This window comes from Paenibacillus roseus, assembly GCF_016424485.1.
GTDB classification, from domain to species: domain Bacteria; phylum Bacillota; class Bacilli; order Paenibacillales; family Paenibacillaceae; genus Paenibacillus_D; species Paenibacillus_D roseus.
This window is the reverse complement of sequence record NZ_JAELUP010000103.1, coordinates 861,616-882,338: the sequence shown is the minus strand read 5'-3', so window position 1 is coordinate 882,338 and position 20,723 is coordinate 861,616. Positions and strand designations below refer to the sequence as shown.

The window sequence follows — 20,723 nt, the reverse complement described above, 5'->3', positions numbered from 1 at the left end:
GATTAATCGACATGACAGCCGCACAACAACAACCAGAGACTCATAAATCCGACCAAACCGGCAAGGGGTTTAATCTGTTCTACCTGACCTGGCCGATTTTTCTCGAAATATTTCTATTTATGATGATGGGCATGGCAGATACATTCATGCTGAGTGAATTATCGGACAATGCCGTATCTGGCGTCGGAGCAGCGAACCAGTACTTGCATATTGCCATTCTCATTCTTGAGGTCATCGGCAATGGGGCCTCTATTGTCGTTGCCCAATATATCGGGTCGCGGAAGTTTTTTGAAGCCTCGCGCATATCCGCGCTTGCCGTCACGCTGAACTTGATTATCGGGTTGATCATAAGTGCAGTCTTTGTCGCAGTGGGCGGACAGATGCTCACTACACTGAACCTTCAAGGAGAAATTCTGGAATACGCCAAAAGCTATCTGGCAATTGTCGGAGGCGGGATCTTCCTGCAGGCGATTATTAACTCCTTGGCGGCTATTATCCGCGTACACGGATTCACGAAGGAAGCGATGCTAGTTTCCCTTGGCATGAACATTATTCATATTATCGGAAACTATGCTTTAATTTTCGGCAACTTCGGCATGCCTCAGCTAGGTGTGCAGGGGGCCGCAATTTCTTCCGTAATCAGCCGGGCAATTGCCATTGTCGTCTTTTTCTGGCTGCTGTATCGCATTATGGCGGTGCGAATTGAGTTCAAGCATTATTTTTCGTTATCCAAAGCTCATATTTCCCAGATTCTGAAGATAGGTGTTCCATCAGCCCTGGAACAGGTTATGTATCAGTCCTGTCAAATTATGTTCCTGTTCTATGCCACTTTTCTTGGTGAAGCATCGATGGCTGCCAGACAGTACGCTGCCAATATTTCGATGTTCATCTACCTGTTTGCCTTGGCCATTGGCGTTGGAACTTCGATCATTGTCGGCCGGATGGTTGGAGCGGGACACCCTCAGGTTGCCTACCTACGGGTATGGAATAGCGTCCGTTCTGCCAGTATTGCAACGCTTGTCATGATCGCCTTCATCGTTATACTCCGGGAACCGCTAATGTCCATCTTCACGAATGACCCGGAAGTCATCCGGCTTGGGGCCAATGTCCTGTTGCTCAGCATAGTGCTGGAGACTGGACGCACGATTAACATTATTATCGTCAATTCGCTCAGAGCATCCGGCGATGCCAAATTCCCGCTGTGGATCGGCATGTTCACAATGGTCGGCATGAGCGTGCCGCTAGGCTACCTGTTCGTCTTCAAGCTCGATATGGGGCTGGCTGGCATTTGGTTCGCCATTGCCGCCGATGAATGGCTGCGGGCCGTGATTATGGCCCTTCGCTGGCGCAGTCGCTCCTGGGAGAAGCACGCGCTGGTCAGAGCGGATTCGGGCGAAGCTGTCGTTACCTCTCATTAATTTAACTTTCAAAAAGGAGGCAGCCATATGCAGGTATGCAATCGCCTGATGTGGCTGCTTTTTTCTACCCCAACTCGTGCCCGGTCAATAGAATATAGGCGACAAGGAAAATGTTCAGGCTGACAATAATCGCTGTCGACATCCATGCCGCAAGCTGCACCGGACGGGAGTTCACAAACGACCCCATCTTGCGCTTGCTGCCCGTGAACATTACCAGCGGAATCACGGCAAAGGGAAGCTGCAGGCTCAGTACAACCTGGCTCCACAGCAACAGTTCTCCAAGCCCCTTGGACCCGGCAATCCACGTCACAATAAAAGCAGGAACAACAGCTATAAGTCGCGTGATTATCCTTCTAAGCCATGGCGCAAGGCGAATATGAATAAACCCCTCCATTACAATCTGCCCTGCGAGCGTCCCTGTTATAGTCGAGTTTTGACCTGAAGCAAGCAGCGCTACAGCAAACAACGTGCTGGCAATGCCAACTCCCAGGGTTGGACTGAGCAAATGATAGGCCCCCTCAATCTCGGACACATCCAAACCCTTGCCATAGAAGGCGGCTGCACCCACAATCAAAATGGCGGAGTTGATTATAAAAGCAACCGTGAGCGAGCCCAAGGAATCCAGCATTGAAAATTTAACCGCCTCGCGGCGACCGGTCTTGCTTCGATCATATTGGCGCGTCTGGACGATGGATGAGTGCAAATACAAATTATGCGGCATAACAGTCGCCCCTAGAATACCTAGAGCAACAAACAGCATCTCGGGATTCGTCACGATTTGCCAAGTTGGAATATAGCCAGCCAGCAGTTCAGACCACTGCGGCTTTGATGCAATAACTTCAAAAACGAAAATACCGAATATTGTGGTCATCAGCACAATCACGATGGATTCCAAAAGCCGGAACCCTTTCTTTTGCAACAACAGCAAGAGCATCACATCTACTGTCGTAACGGCAATACCAAGCAGCAACGGCATGCCAACAAGCAGATTGAGCGCAATCGCAGACCCGATTACCTCTGCCAAATCGGTCGCCATAATCGCCAACTCGGCAAGCAGCCATAATATAATGGCCCAATGCTTTTTGAGTCCATCCCCAGTTGCCTGAGCCAAATCTCTCCCTGTAGCAATACCGAGCTTGGCAGCCAGTCCCTGGAGCAGCATGGCAATCAGGCTGGAGATGAGAACAACCGACAGCAGTAAATAGCCGTATCGGCTGCCTCCGGCTATGGACGTCGCCCAGTTACCAGGGTCAACATAACCGACGGCGATCAATGCGCCTGGCCCGGAGAACGCAAAAAACTTCCTCCAGAAACCGGAACCCGCAGGAATCGAAACCGTGTTGTTAACCTCCTCCAGACTGCTCCCTTCCCCTTGCTTCAGCCAGCCTGAGGGCTGTTTTGACGATGATGTGTCCATCCCTGTTCCTTCTTTCATTCAAACATGCCGATTATGTAGGCGGCCAACCTGATCTTTGCAGGCAGCCAGAGCTTGCAAAGATCAGTATTATTTCATAGAGGGAACCATATTCTTGGCACTGGACAGCAGGTCTGAAACGGTCACGAATTCATAGCCCAATTTGTTGAGCTCGGGCAAAATTTTCTGCAGCGCTTTGACCGTCTGACTTTGGCCGCTTACGTAATCGTGTAGCAATATAATATCCCCGTTACGAACATTCTTCAATACTTTATTTACAATATAGCCGACCCCGGGTCGGGACCAGTCCCGTGTATCCTGATGCCAAGACCACATAATGGTCTTTAAACCTTCCTGTTTAGCAACTCGCAAAACCGCCTCGTCAAACATGCCGCCGGGAGGCCGGAACAAACTAGGCTTATGTCCTGTTACGGAATATACAATCTCTTGAGTTTTGGCAATCTCATTGTGAATGCGCTCGGCTGTAAAAGACCGATTGAAAAAATGGTGGGTGTAGGTATGATTGGCGATTTCATGCCCCTCCTCCATCTCTCTCCTCAACAGATTCGGATGCTTCCCCGCTTTGTTGCCAATCACAAAAAAAGTAGCTTTTGCGTGATACTGCTTTAGCAAATCCAGAATATAAGGCGTATCTTTCGGATCAGGGCCGTCATCGAAGGTCAGGGCGATCACTTTCTTTTTTCCCGGAACCTCCCATACTACCTCTCCCCTCGCTTCATAATAATCCCGGTTTTTTCTGGGAGCGGCCCACGCTTCCGCATTGCAAGCCAACCCAAGCAGCATAATGGCAACCATAATCTTTATGCTTCTCATATATACTCCTCTCATAAAGCAAATCTAAAACGGAAGCGTTCATCGCAACATGAATATTCGGTGATTGTTAAAAAGGAGCCCCTGATTTAGCAGGAAAGCTCCTTTTAATCGTCAATGTTTTAAAATCCTTTATATTGCGGCTCCTCGTTTTCGAGCTGTTGGACTCTGGAAGAGACCTGGTCAACAATTTGCTGTGTTTGTTGCGCAGCGTTGGTGAACAACGTTTTAGCTTCCTGGTTTTGAGTAGCCAGAGCAAATTGCTCCAGGCTCGCTTGAGCGCTTTTCAAAGATGCAACACAGGTTTTAACTTGGCTTGCTACAGTCATCGTTCATCCCTCTTTATTTTTGTATTTGCCAAACAATTAATGGCGACCTACCTATCTTTCCACCCTTTGGGCGGAGAAAAACAGGAAATTAATTCAACTTTCATCCAGGTTTGCAAGTCGCAGCATTCATAAATTTTGCCGATGGTGGAATAATGACAGCAAATCCAACAACATCTATTACGTGCGAGGAACTGACATGGCGAATAATAAATTGAAAAAACTGACTCCCGTACAACAGGAATACCAGCGCATGGCGCTAGCCAAACAACCTGCGCGCAAGACGTTGCAAAACTCGCTGCGCGCTTTTTTGACCGGCGGGCTTATCTGTGTACTGGGTCAAGCAATCACAAAGGCCTTTGTTCATTGGGGAGGCATGGACGAGGTTAAGGCCGGCAACCCTACTGTAGCGGTCCTGATTTTAATCTCGGTGATTTTGACGAGTCTGGGCCTATATGACAAGATCGGCCAATGGGCCGGAGCAGGGTCCGCCGTGCCGGTTACAGGCTTCGCCAATTCAATGGCCTCGGCAGCTATTGAGCATCGAAGCGAGGGACTTGTGCTGGGCACGGGCGCAATGATGTTTGAACTGGCCGGAGCGGTTATTGTGTTCGGAACGGTCGCTGCCTTTGTCGTTGGGAACATTCATATGATCGTCAAACTAGCCATGGGAGGTGGGTGAAGATGCAGCAGGGTCATCAGACATGGGTATTCAATAACAAACCCGTTATCGCCTCGACAGCAGCGGTTGTCGGGCCATTTGAAGGCCGCGGGCCGCTTGCCAATGACTTTGATCTAATTCACGGCGACTCTTTATTGAATCAGGAAAGCTGGGAGAAAGCGGAGAAAGTATTATTTGAGGACGCTGCCCGGCTAGCGATCGAACAAGCAGGACTGTTGAAAGAACAGATTGACTTTTTTATCGGCGGCGATCTGATGAATCAGATTATAAGCACCAGTTATGCTGCGCGTACGCTGAGCATTCCATACCTGGGCGTATTCGGAGCTTGCTCAACATCGATGGAGAGCCTTGCTTTGGCCGCATATCTTGTCAATACACGGGGCGGGAAGCATGTGCTTGCCGGTACGTGCAGCCATAATTCCACAGCCGAGAAGCAGTTCCGCTATCCAACCGAATATGGCTCGCAGAAGCCGCCTTACGCCCAGTATACGGTTACAGGAGCAGGGGCTGCTGTCGTTGCCAGTAAAGGCAAAGGGCCGGTCATTACATCCGCTACAATGGGACGGGTTATCGATATGGGGATTAAAGATCCGTTCAATATGGGAGCAGCCATGGCTCCGGCTGCCGTCGATACAATTACCGCGCATTTCCGGGATTTGCGGATCGGGCCGGAGGAGTACGATATGATTGTCACTGGCGATCTGGCCCAAGTCGGACACGGGCTGGCGAATGACTTGTTCGAGAAGCACGGAATCCCGATACATAAGACCGATTTCCAGGACTGCGGCATGATGATCTATGATTACAATACACAAATGGTACAGGCTGGCGGCAGCGGCTGCGCCTGCAGTGCGGTCGTAACTTACGGCCACCTGATGAAACGAATGAACCGCGGAGAAATTCGCAAACTGCTTGTCGTGGCAACAGGAGCGCTGATGTCTCCGCTTGCCATGCAGCAAGGCGAGAGCATTCCGGCAATCGCTCATGCCGTTTCTATCCATTACGATGGCGAAGCCATGCAAGGAGGTTGACAGCTTGTGCCGATGTGGGTAAATATCATATTGCGGTCCTTAAGCGCTCTGATCATTTTGTTTTTGATGACAAGAGTGCTTGGAAAAAAACAGATTTCACAGTTATCCTTCTTCGAATATGTACTCGGAATCACGTTAGGCGAACTGGCGGGATTCATTTCCACTGATATTGAAGCCCATTATATCCACGGGTTCATTGCCTTGCTGGTCTGGTTCATAGTCCCCTTCACTGTCGAGTTGCTGACGCTCAAAAGCAAATTGCTTCGTCACTGGTTTGAAGGCAAAGGGCGCATTATTATCAAGAACGGCAAGATCATGGAGGATAACCTGAAGAAGGAGCGGCTGACCGCCGATGAGCTGCTGGAACAGCTCCGGGGCAAAAGCGTCTTTAATATGGCGGATGTGGAATTTGCCGTTATGGAGACGAACGGTGAGCTCAGCGTATTGCTGAAAAAAGACAAGCAACCGCTGACCGCCAGCCAGCTTGGCGTCAAGCTGGTTAATGAGGTCGAGCCACAGACAATCATTATCGACGGCAACATTATGGATGAGCCGCTCTCAACACTCGGGCTTAACCGTGGCTGGCTAAATACAGAGCTTGAGAAAATCGGAATTACCGTGGAAAATGTATTTATCGGCCAGGTGGACGCCTATCAGCAGCTTTATGTTGATTTGTACGATGACAAGCTTCAGGTTCCGGCTCCACAGAGCAAAGCGCTGCTGCTGGCTAATATGAAGAAGCTGCAGGCTGATCTGGAGCTGTTCGCTCTATCGACAAGGGATAAGAATGCCAAACGCATGTATGCAGCCAACGCCGCCAGGCTCGATGAACTGATCGCGGGGTTGAAGCCAGCGCTTCAAGGCTAGATTATTTACATGAAGAAACCTCCGTTTTCCTGCACAAAAAGGGACTTCCCTTCTGCGCCAACACGGAGGTCTCTTTGTCTGCCTGCAAGTCAAGCATTAAACTAGCCTTTAAATGGAATGGACAGGGTCCCTTTTACGGCAAGTTTGACTTTAAATAATGACCCGGACAGCGGATACTGCTCCAGCTTTTCCTGAGAGAGGCCGACCCGGGCTGTTGTAATATAAAGCTCATCAAGATGCTCCCCTCCAAAAGCGCAGGATGTCACAAGCGGAGCAGGCAGACGAATCTCCTGCAGCAGTTCCCCCGTTTGCGGGTTGAACCGCGCAACTTTGAAGCCTCCCCAATGCGCAATCCACAGCATGCCTTCCGCATCGATACTCATGCCGTCTGGCGTCCCCGCCTCTTTCGGAATTTCAATTACCGTTCTTTTGCCGCTCACTGTTCCGCTCTCCAGGTCATAATCAAAAGCGGCGACAGTTTGTGTATTGGAATCAATATAATAGAGGAACTGATTGTCCAGGCTCCAGGCAAGACCGTTCGAAGTAGAAACTCCTTCTTCGAGCCGATCCACACGGCCGTCCAGGTCAAACCGGTACAACGCCCCTGCTTTCGGTTCCCCAATTGTGGACATGGTGCCTGCGAGCAGCCTGCCTGCGGCATCGCATTTGCCATCATTGAATCGATTCCCGGTAAGATCACGCTCCGTGTCGGACCATTCTATCCATTCCCTGCTTGCCGGATCATAAGTGAAGATTCCGTTTTCCAGTGCCGCGATAAAACCGCCCTGTTCACGCGGAACGACAGCGCCTATGCGCTGTCCCGCGTCATGCTCCTCAAGCTGACCCGAAGAAGGGTTGTGGCTAAAGAAACGCTTCCCCTCAATATCAACCCAATAGACGGCGCCAGACCTCGCATCCCATACCGGGCCTTCCCCCAACTCCGCCTTGATATTAGAAATAACCTCCAGATTCCCCAAGTTGTCCATATTAACAACCACCTTATTTTCATTTTATAATGAAGCGTTGCGTCTATAACATCTCTAACTCCTGTCCATTTCGCGACTTCCACTCCTAAATCCTGCTTCTAATTTTCCTATTTAGATCAAGCTTTTTTCTTATGAATACGTATGCATTCACAATTTCGCAATCTTTTCGTTACAATTTGTCGAACAATTCATGAAATGATTGTTACGGTCAGTTCAAATCAGCAGAAATCTGTTATCTTTATTTCAAGCGCCTCCAAATACTATTAGACCGGGCGTGCGTTTAAGACAGGGAACAAGATGTTAATAAAATTGGAGGGGACATAACGACTTGAGACGCAACAGACGGCCAGAGAAACCGCGCCCCGCTATGCTGTTGATGGCATGTGATTAAAATCACATGCAACTGGGGAGGCAGATGGTACCATAATTGAAAATCGAAATGCGCTAACACGCAATCCCCGCCCAGCTCTTGGCAAGCGGCCGTGTTTGCGTGAAAATATAAGTCAGCCATTAAGCATGCAACTTATTGATGCTTGTATTTGCAGCAAAGCCGTATTTCAAGCAACACCAAGTTTATAAGGAGATGAGAAACGTTGAAAAAGTCTCGGTTGGCCAAAAGAATCTTTGCTGCCGTCCCGCTGCTCTTGATGACTGTGTTGCTGTCAGCCTGCAGCGAGAAGTACATCGTGCTTGACCCTAAGGGGCCGATTGGGCAGTCGCAGAAAGACCTGATTATTATCACGACCCTGTTATGCGCCGTAATTATCGTTCCTGTACTTATTCTTGCGGGATTTATCGTTTGGCGTTACCGCGACAAACCGGGACGCAAGGACGACTACAAACCTAAATGGTCGCATGATACCAGACTGGAAGTAACCTGGTGGGCCATCCCGATCATTATCATTGCGATCCTTGCTACCGTAACTGTTCGTTATACTTACGCACTAGAGCCTTCCCGCCCTATTGAGTCCGCTGAAAAGACCGTCACGATTCAGGTCGCTTCACTGGATTGGAAATGGCTGTTCCTCTATCCGGAGGAAGGCATTGCAACCGTGAACTACATCAAGTTCCCTGACAATGTTCCGGTCCGCTTCGAGCTCACTTCGGATGCGCCGATGAACTCATTCTGGATTCCACAGCTTGGCGGTCAGATTTATACGATGTCCGGCATGGCGATGACACTTCATCTTCAAGCGGATCAGACCGGGAAATATTTTGGCAGCAGCGCTAACTTCAGCGGAAAAGATTTCGCTCAAATGAGATTTGTCGCTGAGGCTTCTACGAAAGATGAGTTTGACGCTTGGGTCAAAGAAGTGAAAGCAACTGGCAATGCCCTAACGACTGACGGCTATGAACAGCTTCAGAAGCCGAGTGTTGAAGAGCAGCAGCAATTCTCTTCCTTCCCCGAAGGCCTGTTCCAAAAAATTGTAACCAAGTATGTGCCTGAAGGCAGTCAAGGCCATCATCACGGAGGCGGCGCTGTCTCCAGCAATGAACAAAAGCAGAAACCTGTCCAACCTGAAACCAGTGAGGATGCTGATTCTTCGCATAATGCGGCACAGTCAACACACGCCGGCCATTAGAGCGTGATATTCGAACGGAGGAGAAGTCCATTATGTGGGAAAATATCAAGACATTCGCGTCTGAATTTTTCGTCACCGGCGACCCGCTGATTTACGGCGCTGATGTGGCAATTGTACTAACACTTGTGGCTATTGTTTTCACATTGTCCTACTTCAAAAAATGGAAATGGCTGTGGAAAGATTGGATCACGACTGTAGACCATAAAAAAATCGGGATTATGTACATCCTGTGTTCAATTCTAATGCTGTTCCGCGGCGGTGTCGATGCGCTGCTGATGAGAACCCAATTGGCGATGCCAGATATGCAATTCCTGAATGCTGAACACTATAACGCAATTTTCACTACACACGGCGTCATTATGATTTTGTTTATGGCGATGCCATTCATGTTCGGTCTGTTCAACATTATGGTGCCGCTGCAAATCGGCGCCCGGGACGTTGCATTCCCGTTCCTGAACTCTCTCAGCTTCTGGCTGTTCTTCTGGGGCGCGATGCTGTTCAATATGTCCTTCGTCATCGGGGGTTCTCCTGATGCTGGCTGGCTGGCTTATCCGCCGCTATCAGGGATCGATCACAGCCCTGGCGTCGGACAGAACTTCTATATCTGGGGTATTCAGATCTCCGGTATCGGTAGCTTGATGACAGGTATCAACTTCGTCGTCACGATTCTGAAGATGCGTGCGCCGGGCATGAAGCTGATGAAAATGCCGATGTTCACCTGGTCGGTATTGTCAAGCTCTCTGACCATCATGCTGGCTTTCCCAATTCTGACTGTAACACTGGCCATGCTGTTCATTGACCGTTTCGCAGGCGGACACTTCTTTACGCTTGACGGCGGCGGCAACCCGATGATGTATATCAACTTGATCTGGATGTGGGGTCACCCTGAGGTTTACATTGTGGTTCTGCCGGCATTCGGTGTTTTCTCGGAGATTTTCGCCACCTTCTCCAAGAAGAAGCTATTTGGCTACACCTCTATGGTGCTGGCAATGATGAGTATCGCAGTCTTCTCGTTCTTTACCTGGGCTCATCACTTCTTCACCATGGGCTCCGGAGCGAATGTCAATGCATTCTTCGCAGTGACAACGATGCTGATTGCTATCCCGACAGGGGTTAAAATATTCAACTGGCTGTTTACGATGTACAAAGGTAAAATTACATTTGAAACTCCGATGATGTGGGCAATTTCATTTATCCCGGTTTTTGTTATTGGAGGTATGACCGGGGTAATGCTGTCTGTAGCTCCTGCCGACTTCCAGTTCCACAACAGCTACTTCCTGGTCGCGCACTTCCACCAGGTGCTGATCGGCGGTGTCGTATTCGGATTCTTCGCAGGGCTGTACTACTGGTGGCCAAAAATGTTCGGCTTCCGTCTCAACGAACGAATTGGCAAATGGGCCTTCTGGTTCTGGAATATCGGATTCTATGTATGCTTTATGCCGCAATACGGACTTGGTCTAATGGGCATGACCCGCCGTGTCAACGAGTACGATTGGGGACAAGGCTGGGATATGGGCTGGATGCCGCTCAACATCGTATCTACCACAGGCGCATTCCTGATGGGTATCGGCTTCCTCTTCCAGGTATGGCAAATTGCGTACAGCATTAAAACTCACAAGCGTGATGTTAATGGCGATCCGTGGAACGGCCGCACACTGGAATGGTCTACGCCTTCTCCTGCGCCTGTATACAACTTTGCCACATTGCCAAAAATTCAAGAGGTCGACTCCTGGTGGGAAGAGAAAGAGCGCATCAAGGCTGGTAAGCCAACGCCTCAGCCTCCGCTCGAACCGATTCATATGCCAGACAACTCTGCAATTCCGTTTATTCAATCACTGTGCTGGTTTGTTGCAGGCTTTGGTTTTGTATTCGGCTGGATGTTCTTCGCCATCCCGGGTCTGATCGGGGTTGCCGTAACAATGATTGTGCGTTCGTTCCAAAAGGACGACGGCTATTATATCTCTGTAGATGAAATCAAGAAAACCGAGGCTTCGATAAGGGGGGCAGGCTGATGGCACATCATGCGGCTGCACAGACGGCTCACCATCATTCACATGAGGAAGAGCACGAATCATTAAAAACAATGGGTTTCTGGATGTTCCTGATTACAGACGTCATTCTGTTCTCAGTTTTGTTCGCAACATTTATCATACTTCGAGGGAACTTTAACGGCGGCCCCGGTCCGCACGAATTGTTCCAAATGCCTGGCGTCATTGCCGAAACATTTATCTTGCTGACGAGCAGCTTTACCTGCGGGCTGGCAGTGCTGTCCATGAATGCTGGCAAAATAAAAGGATTGATTGGCTGGCTTGCTGTAACCGGCATTCTCGGTATTGCGTTTCTTACGCTTGAAATTACCGAGTTTGTTCACATGGTTAATGAGGGTGCTACCATCTCCACAAGCGCATTCCTTACCGCTTTCTATACACTGGTAGGAACGCACGGTCTTCACGTCACCATCGGAATTGTCTGGATGACCGGTCTGATCATTCAGCTCAAGCGCAACGGCTTGAACGTGAAGACTAAACGCAAAGTCAACAATATCAGCTTGTACTGGCATTTCCTTGATATTATCTGGATTTTCGTCTTCTCGTTTGTTTACTTGATGGGGGTGATGTAGGTGGCAAACGTCAATGCAAACCAGCATGGTTCCCATGATCATCACGGTGAATCACACGGTTCAGTCAAGTCCTATGCAATCGGCTTTATCCTGTCGATTGTGCTGACGATCATCCCACTGGTTGTCGTGCTGCAAGGCTGGATGACCGGCAACGCAGCAATCGCGGTAATTATGATTACAGCGATCATGCAGTTTTTGGTTCAGATGCTTTTCTTTATGCACTTGAGGGAAGAAAAAAAGCCACGCTACAATTTGCTGGCGCTCCTGCTCGCTCTGGTTATTGTCGTTACCGTTGTAGCCGGGTCAATCTGGATTATGGTTTACAATACAGTGGCTCATTGATGAAGCTATTGCCTATATAAATAAAAACGCGGCGCCGAAAATTAATTTTCGTGCCGCGTTTTTATTTGCTCCTTTTTCTGCAAAGCTGCCAATCGATGACGCCAATCTCCCCCTTATCGAGCTTGAGCGTATCAAGACTCCTCCTGCTAACACCCTACTTCCGTCTAAAAACAACAGGGCTGAAGTGATCGCCCTTGGCGTAATCACTTCAGCCCTGTTCATTGCCATATTCCTTTGATTCGTCAAGTTTGCTTCTTCGAACTGGATGCACGGTTATTGACCAGATGAATAGCGGTGCGTATAACGTAAATTTGAACGCTCCCCACCAAGAAGCCAATGCCGATCATCAATTGAAGGTTTTGGTCACTGAAATAGTGAAGATTGAGCAAACATAAAACAACACCAATACCCAACGTCAGCCAGGCCATGACGGTCATCAGAAATACTAACGGCTTTACATTGCGTTCCTCTGTCGCGTTATCGCGGTTCGAATGTGTCAAATTGTTAATCATAACTACCACTCCCTAATGAAAGCGATCCATTTATAGTCACAATTATGACACATTATCGAACTTTTTTCAACGATTTTGAAAAAATTGTATTCACATTTTGTACATTTTTATTCGAGGAAGTCTTTCAACTGCTTGCTCCGACTTGGATGTCTTAGTTTGCGCAATGCTTTGGCCTCAATCTGCCGAATCCGTTCACGTGTTACGCCAAAGTATTTGCCCACTTCCTCCAAAGTCCGTGGTTGTCCATCATCGAGCCCGAATCGCAGCCGCAACACATTCTCCTCCCGCTCAGTGAGCGTATCCAGCACATTCTCAAGCTGTTCCTTGAGCAGTTCGTAAGCTGCCGAATCGGCCGGAGCCATTGCTTCCTGATCCTCGATAAAATCGCCCAGCTTGGAGTCATTCTCTTCTCCAACCGGAGACTCTAACGAAACCGGCTCTTGGGCAATTTTCATAATCTCTCTAACCTTATCCGGCGAAAGCTCCATTTCCTTGGCAATTTCCTCCGGTGACGGCTCGCGTCCAAGCTCTTGCAACAATTGCCGGGATACCCGGATGAATTTGTTGATGGTCTCTACCATGTGTACCGGAATCCGGATCGTGCGGGCTTGGTCGGCAATTGCCCGCGTAATCGCCTGGCGAATCCACCAAGTTGCATAGGTACTGAACTTAAAGCCTTTTGTATAGTCAAATTTCTCTACCGCTTTAATAAGACCCATATTCCCTTCCTGGATCAAATCCAGAAACAGCATTCCTCGGCCTGCATAACGCCTTGCAATGCTGACTACCAGACGAAGGTTGGCCTCTGCAAGCCTGCGTTTGGCAAATTCGTCACCTTGCTCTGCACGTTTGGCAAGTTCAATCTCTTCGTCGGCGGACAGCAGCCCCACTCTGCCGATCTCCTTCAAATACATGCGTACCGGATCATTGATATTCATGCCGGGAGGCAGTGACAAATCATCTGCATACCCATCGTCATTTTCCTGATTCGGATTCGTCATTAAAGAAAGCTTCTCGTCCATCTCATCATCCACCTTAATACCAAGATCCGCAAACCTTACCCCTCTTTGTGTCACAGCTACCGCCAAACATTAATTCCATAAAAAGTAACAAAAGACGATCGGTACCAAATGTCATTACGTTGACAAAACTTTTCTTTTGTGTTAATATTGGAATGTAATGTTTTGGTCATTCGTATCATTATATCATATTATATTTCTTTTTTCAAGATCATATGTATACTCTACCTTCTTATCGGAAGGTATTTTCGTATCTGTTAATGCTCTTGTAATAACTTCTTGATTTTACGCATAAATGGCTTTACCGTCCTTGGGCGACAAAAACCTCGTTCGCAGTGACATATAAGCCATCTATAGGAAATTTTATAAAAGTTTGTGTTGTAAAAAAACGGTTTTAGGTTATATGCCTAAACCGTCTTTTTTGTTGCTCTTTGCCATGTCCGAAACGAAGAGCCGCAAGTACAGCAGTGAAGCTTTAAATTCGTCATCCCTCTCTGCCGCCAGGCTGGACAGTATTTCTTTTATTTCTTATTTTTAACTTTTTATTCTATTTTTAATTCCGTTTCACTCCTTTACTCCACTATCTTTTCATTTATCCGATTCTAATTATAGAAAAAATTCTTATTGCAACCATTATTAGACTCCCTTATACTGATAAATATTTACAAACGGAAGAAATTCAGGGGGTCATCTATGCTGCAAGCCTATTGGTACATCACAAAAATGAGACTGCTCACCAACCTCGCCTATCGCTTCGAGGTATTCGCATCGGTCGGCACCAATCTGATTTTGATGCTGGCATCGGTTTTTCTATGGAAAGCCGCTTACGGAGGCGATACAGGCCAAGTCCAGGCACTTACGCTTCAGGATTTAACCTCGTACACTATCCTGTCCATTATGCTAGCTTCCGTGTTTGTCTGCGATGTGCAAGACACAATCTATTACAAGATTAGAGAAGGGCAAATTGTTACCGACTTTTACAGGCCAATTCCGCTGCTTGCCTGTTACTTGGCCGATGACATCGGAAGTATGCTCAGTTCTATGATCAACAAAGTCATTCCCTTGTTTGTATTCGCCGCGCTGTTGTTTGGCGTTCCATGGCCTGCTTCCCCTCTGGGCTTCCTGTTATTCATCCCCAGTTGCTTGCTAAGCTACGCGATTTTGTGGCTTCTGAGCGCACTGGTCGGACTGATTGCCTTCTGGGTGATGGAGCTCGGCAATATGGGCATGGTCAAGGACAGCATCGTCCGGGTATTGTCCGGCAGCATTGTACCGCTGTGGTTTTTTCCCGAAAGCATTCAGACAATATCCAAGTTTCTCCCCTTCCAGTATACCTATCAGACGCCGCTGGGCATCTATATTGGAAATATTGGAGTACGCGAGGCACTGACGGCAATGGGGATCCAGCTTATTTGGGTTGTGTTCTTGTATTTGCTGCTTGCAGCCGGTTGGAGACGCTCCAAATCAAAGACTTTAATTCAAGGAGGCTGAATTCCGCAAGATGGTAACCACTATACGCCATTATTTCTCCGTTGCCGCCTGCTTCGCGCGTCTTGCTGTTCAGCGGCAGCTTGAATACCCGCTCTTCTTGTTCAGTTGGCTGCTGATGATTCCGATTCAGTACTTCTCAGGCATCTGGATGCTGAAAATTATCGTCGACCGCTTCCAGCCGCTGAATGGCTGGGACTTCCCGGAATTGGCTTTTCTGTACGGGCTCGGGCTGCTGAGCCATGGCATGCTTGTCGTCTTCTTCATCAATACGTGGCAAATTGACAATATGGTCATTCAAGGTACTTTCGACCGTCTGCTGCTGCGGCCGATGAGTGTCTTTTTCCAGTTAGTTGCAAGCTACGTGAATTTTATTGGACTGATTGATTGTATTCCCGGTCTCATTATTTTCCTCTATGGCTGTCAACTTGTCGGATTCGAATGGACGCTCGGAAATATCATCAAGCTGCTGCTTGTCCTTATTGGCGGCGTGCTGATTCGCGCATCACTATTCATCAGCCTCGGCACAATTGCCTTCTGGACGAAACGAAATGCCTCCATGGTAGGCTTTACACTCTCCATGCTGGAGAGAGGAACGATGTACCCGCTCGGCATCTATCCTTACGTGCTGCAGGTCATTTTTACATTTATCATTCCTATCGGGTTCATTAGCTTTTATCCGGCGGCCGAGTTTCTTGGGAAAGGCAGTGAGAGCTTCCAACTTCCGCTGAATTTCGCGCTGGCTACCCCTGCTGTCGGACTTGCCTGCTTCATGCTATCGCAATGGATTTTCCGCAGAGGGATGAGAAGTTATGAAAGTGCAGGCTCATAAATAAAGCGAGGTGCAAGTAATATGGAAGCCGTTATTGAAGTTCATGATCTGGTGAAAGAATATACCATTGCCAAAAAAGGAAGCGGACTGCGTGGAGCGCTCAAAGGCCTGCTGTTCCCCGAGAAGAAAACCGTCCGCGGTGTGGACGGCATCAGCTTCTCTATCGCCCCAGGGGAAATCGTCGGCTATATCGGCCCCAATGGTGCTGGTAAAAGCACCACCATCAAGATGTTGACTGGTATTCTGCATCCAACATCCGGCTCAATCAAAGTATGCGGCATCTCCCCGCAAGCCGATCGAAAATCGGTCGTACGCAAGTTGGGGGTCGTATTCGGGCAGCGGACTCAACTTTATTGGGATTTGCGGCTTGGCGAGTCATTCGAACTGCTGAGGCGCATTTATCAAGTCGACAAGACCTCTTTCGAAGAAAATATGTCCATACTCAGCGATGTTCTCAAGCTGGAAGAGTTTATCCATACGCCGGTGCGTCAACTTTCACTTGGGCAGCGGATGCGGGGCGATATCGCGGCGGCAATGCTGCATTCTCCGTCCGTCTTGTTTCTCGATGAGCCGACAATCGGTCTGGATGCCGACGCCAAGCATGCAATCCGCCATTTTATCAAGGAAATTAATCGCAAGCGAGGGGTAACGGTCATCCTGACAACCCATGATTTGGACGATGTAGAACAACTGTGCACTAGGCTGGTTGTTGTCAACCACGGCAAAGTGGTCGAGGATGGCCCGATGGCTTCATTGATCCGCAAGCTGGCTCCCCATCGACTGCTCGTCGTAGAGCTTCAGCAGCCTTTTGACGATTTAGAGCATCCCGCAGCGGAAATTATCAAGCAGGATGGACTGAAAGTCTGGTACCAGTTTGAGAAAAGCCGGATTTCTGCCGCGCAGCTCATCTCGGAGCTATCGCAGAAGCTGCCGATTCAGGACCTGAGCGTCAAGGAACCGGATATCGAGGATGCGATTCGCGAAGTGTATAAGATGACTTAAGAGGCTGGCAGCACAGTTAAGCTCCAGCCTCCTTCGCTTAAATATGCCGGTACTGTTGCTCAATCCGCAGCAACTCTTCCCGCGTAACGGGCTGTGGAGGAAGCGGATGACGTCTTCTGATCGACGGGAGCTGTGCCGTCACAACTGCGCACAGAAAGGTCAGTGCGGCAATTATGGCGGATATACCCGAAATGTACAAGGCCGTCGCTGCAACCACAAGCAGCAAACCTGCAAATGAGAGCCAATGAACAGCCAGGCTAAGCCTCCCGAGATGCCATGGAGGCGCTGCTTCCCTCCAGCGCAACCTCCTGGATAAATGCAACCCAATCGGAATCGCGAATGCGGCGCTTGTGCAAATCAATGTTAGTCCCGTTAGCAGCCACAGCCAGGCGTTGCCCTCTCCATGATGCCAGGGCTGGACGGCTACAAGCACGGCAAAAGCGGCGAAGGCCCCAATCGTCAGCAAAATAATAAGCCGCTCCGGCGTCTGGCTGTGCGGGGGAATTTTGGCGAACCAGCGTCCCGCTACTGATTTGCGATCGCGCGAGAAGACAAACCACAGGCGCGAGCTGGTGTGGAGCACACTTAATCCACTGCCCCACAGCGCCGCAAACATGCCCGCAGAAATGGCCGACATTGCCCAATCGTTCCAAGCGCCCCAGCGACCTGACAACAGCGTCATGAAGAAATTGTTATACAAAGGCCCCCCGGTACTGCTTGTGGTCAGGACCATGATCGTCATCAGCACATAGCCGAAAATAAAACCGTAAACCGGCGCAAGATAAACACTCCAGGGAACGTGAAGCTGAGGTTGCCTTGCTTCTTCCATTGTATAAGCAGCAGCATCCGAACCAATAAAGAGCCTGAACATGAACAGCAGGGACACCAGCATATGTCCCCAGCCAACCTCCCCCGTCCCGCCCGGATCAAACGAGAACAAATACTCGGCAGGCTGCAGACGGGGGCCAATGAAAAGGAATAGCCCTCCGGCAATCGCCATTACGATGCTAACCTGAACCCATACGCCCAGCCTCATAAAAACTCTGACAATCGTTCGACCCTGCAGGACAACGAGCGCTTGTGTAAAAAGCAGCAATCCGGCGCAAAGCAGAAAGGAAATCCTCCCCTCTGAGAAACCAAGGTAACCTGCTGCCGAACTGTGAAGAAGCTGGGCGGCAAATCCCGTAAACAAAATAAACAAGCCCAGATCGGAAAGCCCTCTGAGCCAGGCCGCACCCCAGGACCATGCTTTTCCCCCTCTGGCCCGCGCCCAGTGATAACAGCCGCCCGATGTCGGGTTCGCAGAAGCCAGTTCCGCATTCGCTGCGCCCACAAGAAATGCTAAGACTGCCGCTAATGGCAGCGCGACACTAAACCCCCACGCTCCGGTCAACGAAAATACAGGGCCAAAATAAATAGCGGCCCCGGCGAGTATGGACATCGATGTGAACGATGCGCTAAAGGTGCCAAAGCCGCTCCAGTTGCGCCGCAGTTGCTGGGCATAGCCCAGTGCATTAAGCGCATGCTTATCCTGGATATATTGCAAATACGGAGTCACAGAGCTTCTGCTCTGCGTACCTTTGCCCGCTTGCCGCTGCGCGGCAACGGCAAGGAACAGGCCAATCCCGCACACAGCAGCAAACAGCAATACGCCGCCGAGTATATTGAACATATCCCCCACCCCCTAACGCTATATGTATGGGGGGCGAGGACTTTTCATCACTAAATCAAAGAATTCCATTAGTTGTTTACCAGCATGACGCCAAGCGGCCCCTGCTCGTTGACAATATCCTGCAGCTCGTAGACTGAAATCGGAAAATATTGAAAACCGTAGACATAAGCTGTAATTTCATAAAGCTGAAAATAGATGACAAGAGACCGATCAGCAATGTAAAAATCCTGATCCGGGCGAATGCCCTCAAACGGCTGCAGCAGCTCAATCCCGCGCGCTTTGATTTGTGCGGCTATAATGGAATCCAGCCTTTTCTTATAATCACTGCCGGGCTTGAACAGTTCGGACAGCGTGTACTGCTTTCCTGTCTTCAGGTCAAAAGTGAGCGAAAACTGCAGCGTCAACCCGTGCGCGCCGCCCGTATACGCATAATTGTACAAGGATAGGCTCAAGACGTTTTTCTCATTGGTCTTGACCTCAAACCAACCGAACATCTCCGCTCGCGGGTCGTCGAGAGAGCCCTGACTCTTAATCAGCTTGTGGGCTTCGGCACGAATAGCCTCATTGATCGTGTTTTGCACTTGGCGGTCAGAAACACCCTGCACAACGGGAATCCAGAGCTCAATCTTCGGATATGTGAGACGAGTGGGCTGAATTACAGCTGGAGTTGCAAATGTGAATGCCATACAATAGACACCTGCCTAACGGTTAGGATGGTTCATTGTATGCTTTTGCTGCCTGCCTCCATGCCAGATCAAGCGACAACTCATGCCACTTTATTCCGCCATGCTGTGATGAGGATTCTCCACGGTATGCAAAGCCAAGCTGTTCGTAAAAAGCGATCAGATGCTGCTCGCACATTAAAATAATCGCTTCCAGCCCTTCCTGCCTGCATGTTTGAATCAGACGAATCATCAGTTCACGCCCGATCCCTAATCTTTGGTACGAGGCGTCAACAGCTACCGTCAGCACACAAAACCGCATCCCGGACTCGTCATCCTGATGGGCGCCCTTCATTTCTTCATCCGAACAATCCAGCGCAGATGTACGGATGCCGTTGGCGATTCCGGCAAGAGCCCCATTCTCCTCGTCCCAAGCTGACCAGAAATAGTCCGGGAACCTCTCCTGTCTGTAGTGAAACGCTTCCAGCGTTGCGGCCGCCTCTGCCGGATAGCTGGCGCTTTCAAGTTGATAAGCCTGCTGCAGCTCATGTTTACGGATCGGACGATATACGATCCTCATAACTGGAGCTTCTCCGCAGTTGTCAGCCGGCGTCCGCGTACATCCAGTACAAGCCTGCCCTGATTCAAGCCGATAATACGGTCAGAGAATTTCTCTGCCAGCTCGCTTTGGTGAATGACGGCAACCACGGTTAGCCCCTGCTGGCACAGAGCTTTCAGATCGCGCAAAATCTGCTCCGAGGTGTGCGGGTCAAGTCCTGAGATCGGCTCGTCGGCCAGCAAAACCTTAGCTCCATGAACGAGCGCTCTGGCGATTGCAACCCGCTGCCGTTCTCCGCCGCTGAGCTGTTCCGCCTTCTGCTTGGCCTTATCCAGCAGCCCCAGCTTCTCCAGCGTATCCATAGCGCCCATATAATCGTCATTGCGAACCATGCCGGTCAACATCCGCCAGGCGGGCGTCTGATATTTGGTGCCCACAAGCACATTTTTCAGCGCCGTCCTGCTCGGAGACAAAATCGGCTTCTCTTCGAGGAACGCAAACTCTCTGCGGATTTTGCTCTGCCCGGTAAAAAAATTGGCAAGGACATCCACGCCCTCGACCGTATATTTTCCCGTCGTCCACTTCTCTCGCAGCGCAAGACATTTCAGCAGCATGCTCTTGCCGCTTCCGCTGGCGCCGACAATGCTGACGAACTCGCCTTTATGCGCAACAAAGCTGATATCAGAGAGCACTGTGGGTCCTCCGGGGATTTGCTTGGTCAAATGATCAATCTTTATCATGGCATGTGCTCCTAACATTTTCATTCTATAAATCTAGTTTACGGTAAATAAAAAATACTTTCCATACGAACGAATGTTTGCTATAATAAAAAACAAGAACGAACGTTCCAATCCCAGTTTACAAGGAGGATGATCAC

General features: G+C 49.4%; 20 protein-coding genes and 1 pseudogene. 11 read left to right on the top strand and 10 right to left on the bottom strand.

The window, feature by feature from the left end; all coding sequences use genetic code 11:
* Positions 1-11 precede the first annotated feature (11 nt).
* Complete coding sequence (locus JFN88_RS21080) at positions 12-1,418, top strand: MATE family efflux transporter (RefSeq protein WP_199021231.1); 1,407 nt, start codon at positions 12-14, stop codon at positions 1,416-1,418.
* A 64-nt stretch (positions 1,419-1,482) separates the two neighbouring features.
* On the opposite strand, the gene JFN88_RS21075 is transcribed toward JFN88_RS21080, so the two are convergent.
* The 3 genes from JFN88_RS21075 to JFN88_RS21065 form a co-directional block, all read right to left on the bottom strand.
* Positions 1,483-2,835, bottom strand: coding sequence for an Nramp family divalent metal transporter (locus JFN88_RS21075; RefSeq protein WP_199021230.1), 1,353 nt, complete (start codon positions 2,833-2,835; stop codon positions 1,483-1,485).
* An 87-nt stretch (positions 2,836-2,922) separates the two neighbouring features.
* Positions 2,923-3,666 carry a polysaccharide deacetylase family protein gene (locus tag JFN88_RS21070; protein WP_199021229.1) on the bottom strand — a complete coding sequence of 248 codons (744 nt, stop codon included), beginning with the start codon at positions 3,664-3,666 and terminating at the stop codon, positions 2,923-2,925.
* Positions 3,667-3,785: 119 nt separating this feature from the next.
* Positions 3,786-3,992 (bottom strand): DUF1657 domain-containing protein, encoded by a 207-nt coding sequence (locus JFN88_RS21065; RefSeq protein ID WP_199021228.1) that lies wholly within the window; start codon positions 3,990-3,992, stop codon positions 3,786-3,788.
* A 196-nt stretch (positions 3,993-4,188) separates the two neighbouring features.
* Here JFN88_RS21065 and spoVAC point away from each other — a divergent pair, with 196 nt between their 5' ends.
* Genes spoVAC through JFN88_RS21050 form a run of 3 tightly spaced genes read left to right on the top strand, consistent with a single transcriptional unit; the run spans position 4,189 to position 6,569 of the window.
* Positions 4,189-4,671 carry a stage V sporulation protein AC gene (spoVAC, locus tag JFN88_RS21060; RefSeq protein ID WP_199021227.1) on the top strand — a complete coding sequence of 161 codons (483 nt, stop codon included), beginning with the start codon at positions 4,189-4,191 and terminating at the stop codon, positions 4,669-4,671.
* A gap of 2 nt (positions 4,672-4,673) precedes the next feature.
* Positions 4,674-5,702, top strand: a complete 1,029-nt coding sequence (spoVAD, locus tag JFN88_RS21055) for a stage V sporulation protein AD (protein ID WP_199021226.1) — start codon at positions 4,674-4,676, stop codon at positions 5,700-5,702.
* A 12-nt stretch (positions 5,703-5,714) separates the two neighbouring features.
* Positions 5,715-6,569, top strand: a complete 855-nt coding sequence (locus JFN88_RS21050) for a DUF421 domain-containing protein (RefSeq protein ID WP_199021350.1) — start codon at positions 5,715-5,717, stop codon at positions 6,567-6,569.
* Between the two features lie 101 nt (positions 6,570-6,670).
* Here the strand turns inward: JFN88_RS21050 and JFN88_RS21045 are convergent, their stop codons facing one another.
* Positions 6,671-7,555: an SMP-30/gluconolactonase/LRE family protein gene (locus tag JFN88_RS21045; protein ID WP_233168101.1), complete on the bottom strand. Its 885-nt coding sequence runs from the start codon at positions 7,553-7,555 to the stop codon at positions 6,671-6,673.
* A gap of 647 nt (positions 7,556-8,202) precedes the next feature.
* On the opposite strand from JFN88_RS21045, the gene cyoA reads away from it, so the two are divergent.
* Genes cyoA through cyoD form a run of 4 tightly spaced genes read left to right on the top strand, consistent with a single transcriptional unit; the run spans position 8,203 to position 12,100 of the window.
* Complete coding sequence (cyoA, locus tag JFN88_RS21040) at positions 8,203-9,138, top strand: ubiquinol oxidase subunit II (protein WP_199021348.1); 936 nt, start codon at positions 8,203-8,205, stop codon at positions 9,136-9,138.
* A 32-nt stretch (positions 9,139-9,170) separates the two neighbouring features.
* A complete protein-coding gene (locus JFN88_RS21035; protein WP_199021225.1) occupies positions 9,171-11,150 on the top strand; it encodes a cbb3-type cytochrome c oxidase subunit I in 1,980 nt (659 codons plus the stop codon).
* Complete coding sequence (cyoC, locus tag JFN88_RS21030) at positions 11,150-11,758, top strand: cytochrome o ubiquinol oxidase subunit III (RefSeq protein ID WP_199021224.1); 609 nt, start codon at positions 11,150-11,152, stop codon at positions 11,756-11,758. The genes JFN88_RS21035 and cyoC overlap by 1 nt, the downstream gene beginning before the upstream one ends.
* Positions 11,759-12,100, top strand: a complete 342-nt coding sequence (gene cyoD / locus JFN88_RS21025; protein ID WP_199021223.1) for a cytochrome o ubiquinol oxidase subunit IV — start codon at positions 11,759-11,761, stop codon at positions 12,098-12,100.
* 242 nt (positions 12,101-12,342) lie between these two features.
* Here cyoD and JFN88_RS21020 read toward each other — a convergent pair whose 3' ends face one another.
* Together JFN88_RS21020 and rpoD are read right to left on the bottom strand one after the other, a co-directional pair.
* A complete protein-coding gene (locus tag JFN88_RS21020; protein ID WP_199021222.1) occupies positions 12,343-12,612 on the bottom strand; it encodes a hypothetical protein in 270 nt (89 codons plus the stop codon).
* 107 nt (positions 12,613-12,719) lie between these two features.
* Positions 12,720-13,655, bottom strand: a pseudogene (gene rpoD / locus JFN88_RS21015) (RNA polymerase sigma factor RpoD); the annotation flags it as partial.
* Positions 13,656-14,324: 669 nt separating this feature from the next.
* Here rpoD and JFN88_RS21010 point away from each other — a divergent pair.
* From JFN88_RS21010 to JFN88_RS21000, 3 genes are read left to right on the top strand one after another with little or no spacing between them, the layout of a single operon-like run.
* Positions 14,325-15,122 (top strand): ABC transporter permease, encoded by a 798-nt coding sequence (locus tag JFN88_RS21010; protein ID WP_199021220.1) that lies wholly within the window; start codon positions 14,325-14,327, stop codon positions 15,120-15,122.
* A gap of 10 nt (positions 15,123-15,132) precedes the next feature.
* A complete protein-coding gene (locus JFN88_RS21005) occupies positions 15,133-15,951 on the top strand; it encodes an ABC transporter permease (RefSeq protein WP_199021219.1) in 819 nt (272 codons plus the stop codon).
* A gap of 21 nt (positions 15,952-15,972) precedes the next feature.
* The gene (locus JFN88_RS21000; RefSeq protein WP_199021218.1) at positions 15,973-16,953 is read left to right on the top strand and encodes an ABC transporter ATP-binding protein; all 981 of its coding nucleotides are present in this window, start codon (positions 15,973-15,975) and stop codon (positions 16,951-16,953) included.
* A 37-nt stretch (positions 16,954-16,990) separates the two neighbouring features.
* Here JFN88_RS21000 and JFN88_RS20995 read toward each other — a convergent pair whose 3' ends face one another.
* The 4 genes from JFN88_RS20995 to JFN88_RS20980 form a co-directional block, all read right to left on the bottom strand.
* Positions 16,991-18,625 carry an APC family permease gene (locus JFN88_RS20995; RefSeq protein WP_199021217.1) on the bottom strand — a complete coding sequence of 545 codons (1,635 nt, stop codon included), beginning with the start codon at positions 18,623-18,625 and terminating at the stop codon, positions 16,991-16,993.
* A gap of 68 nt (positions 18,626-18,693) precedes the next feature.
* On the bottom strand, positions 18,694-19,311 hold the full coding sequence (locus JFN88_RS20990) for a DUF3298 and DUF4163 domain-containing protein (protein ID WP_199021216.1): 618 nt from the start codon (positions 19,309-19,311) through the stop codon (positions 18,694-18,696).
* Positions 19,312-19,333: 22 nt separating this feature from the next.
* A complete protein-coding gene (locus JFN88_RS20985) occupies positions 19,334-19,867 on the bottom strand; it encodes a GNAT family N-acetyltransferase (RefSeq protein WP_199021215.1) in 534 nt (177 codons plus the stop codon).
* On the bottom strand, positions 19,864-20,586 hold the full coding sequence (locus tag JFN88_RS20980; protein WP_199021214.1) for a phosphonate ABC transporter ATP-binding protein: 723 nt from the start codon (positions 20,584-20,586) through the stop codon (positions 19,864-19,866). Before JFN88_RS20980 ends, JFN88_RS20985 begins: the two co-directional genes overlap by 4 nt.
* Positions 20,587-20,723: the final 137 nt, after the last annotated feature.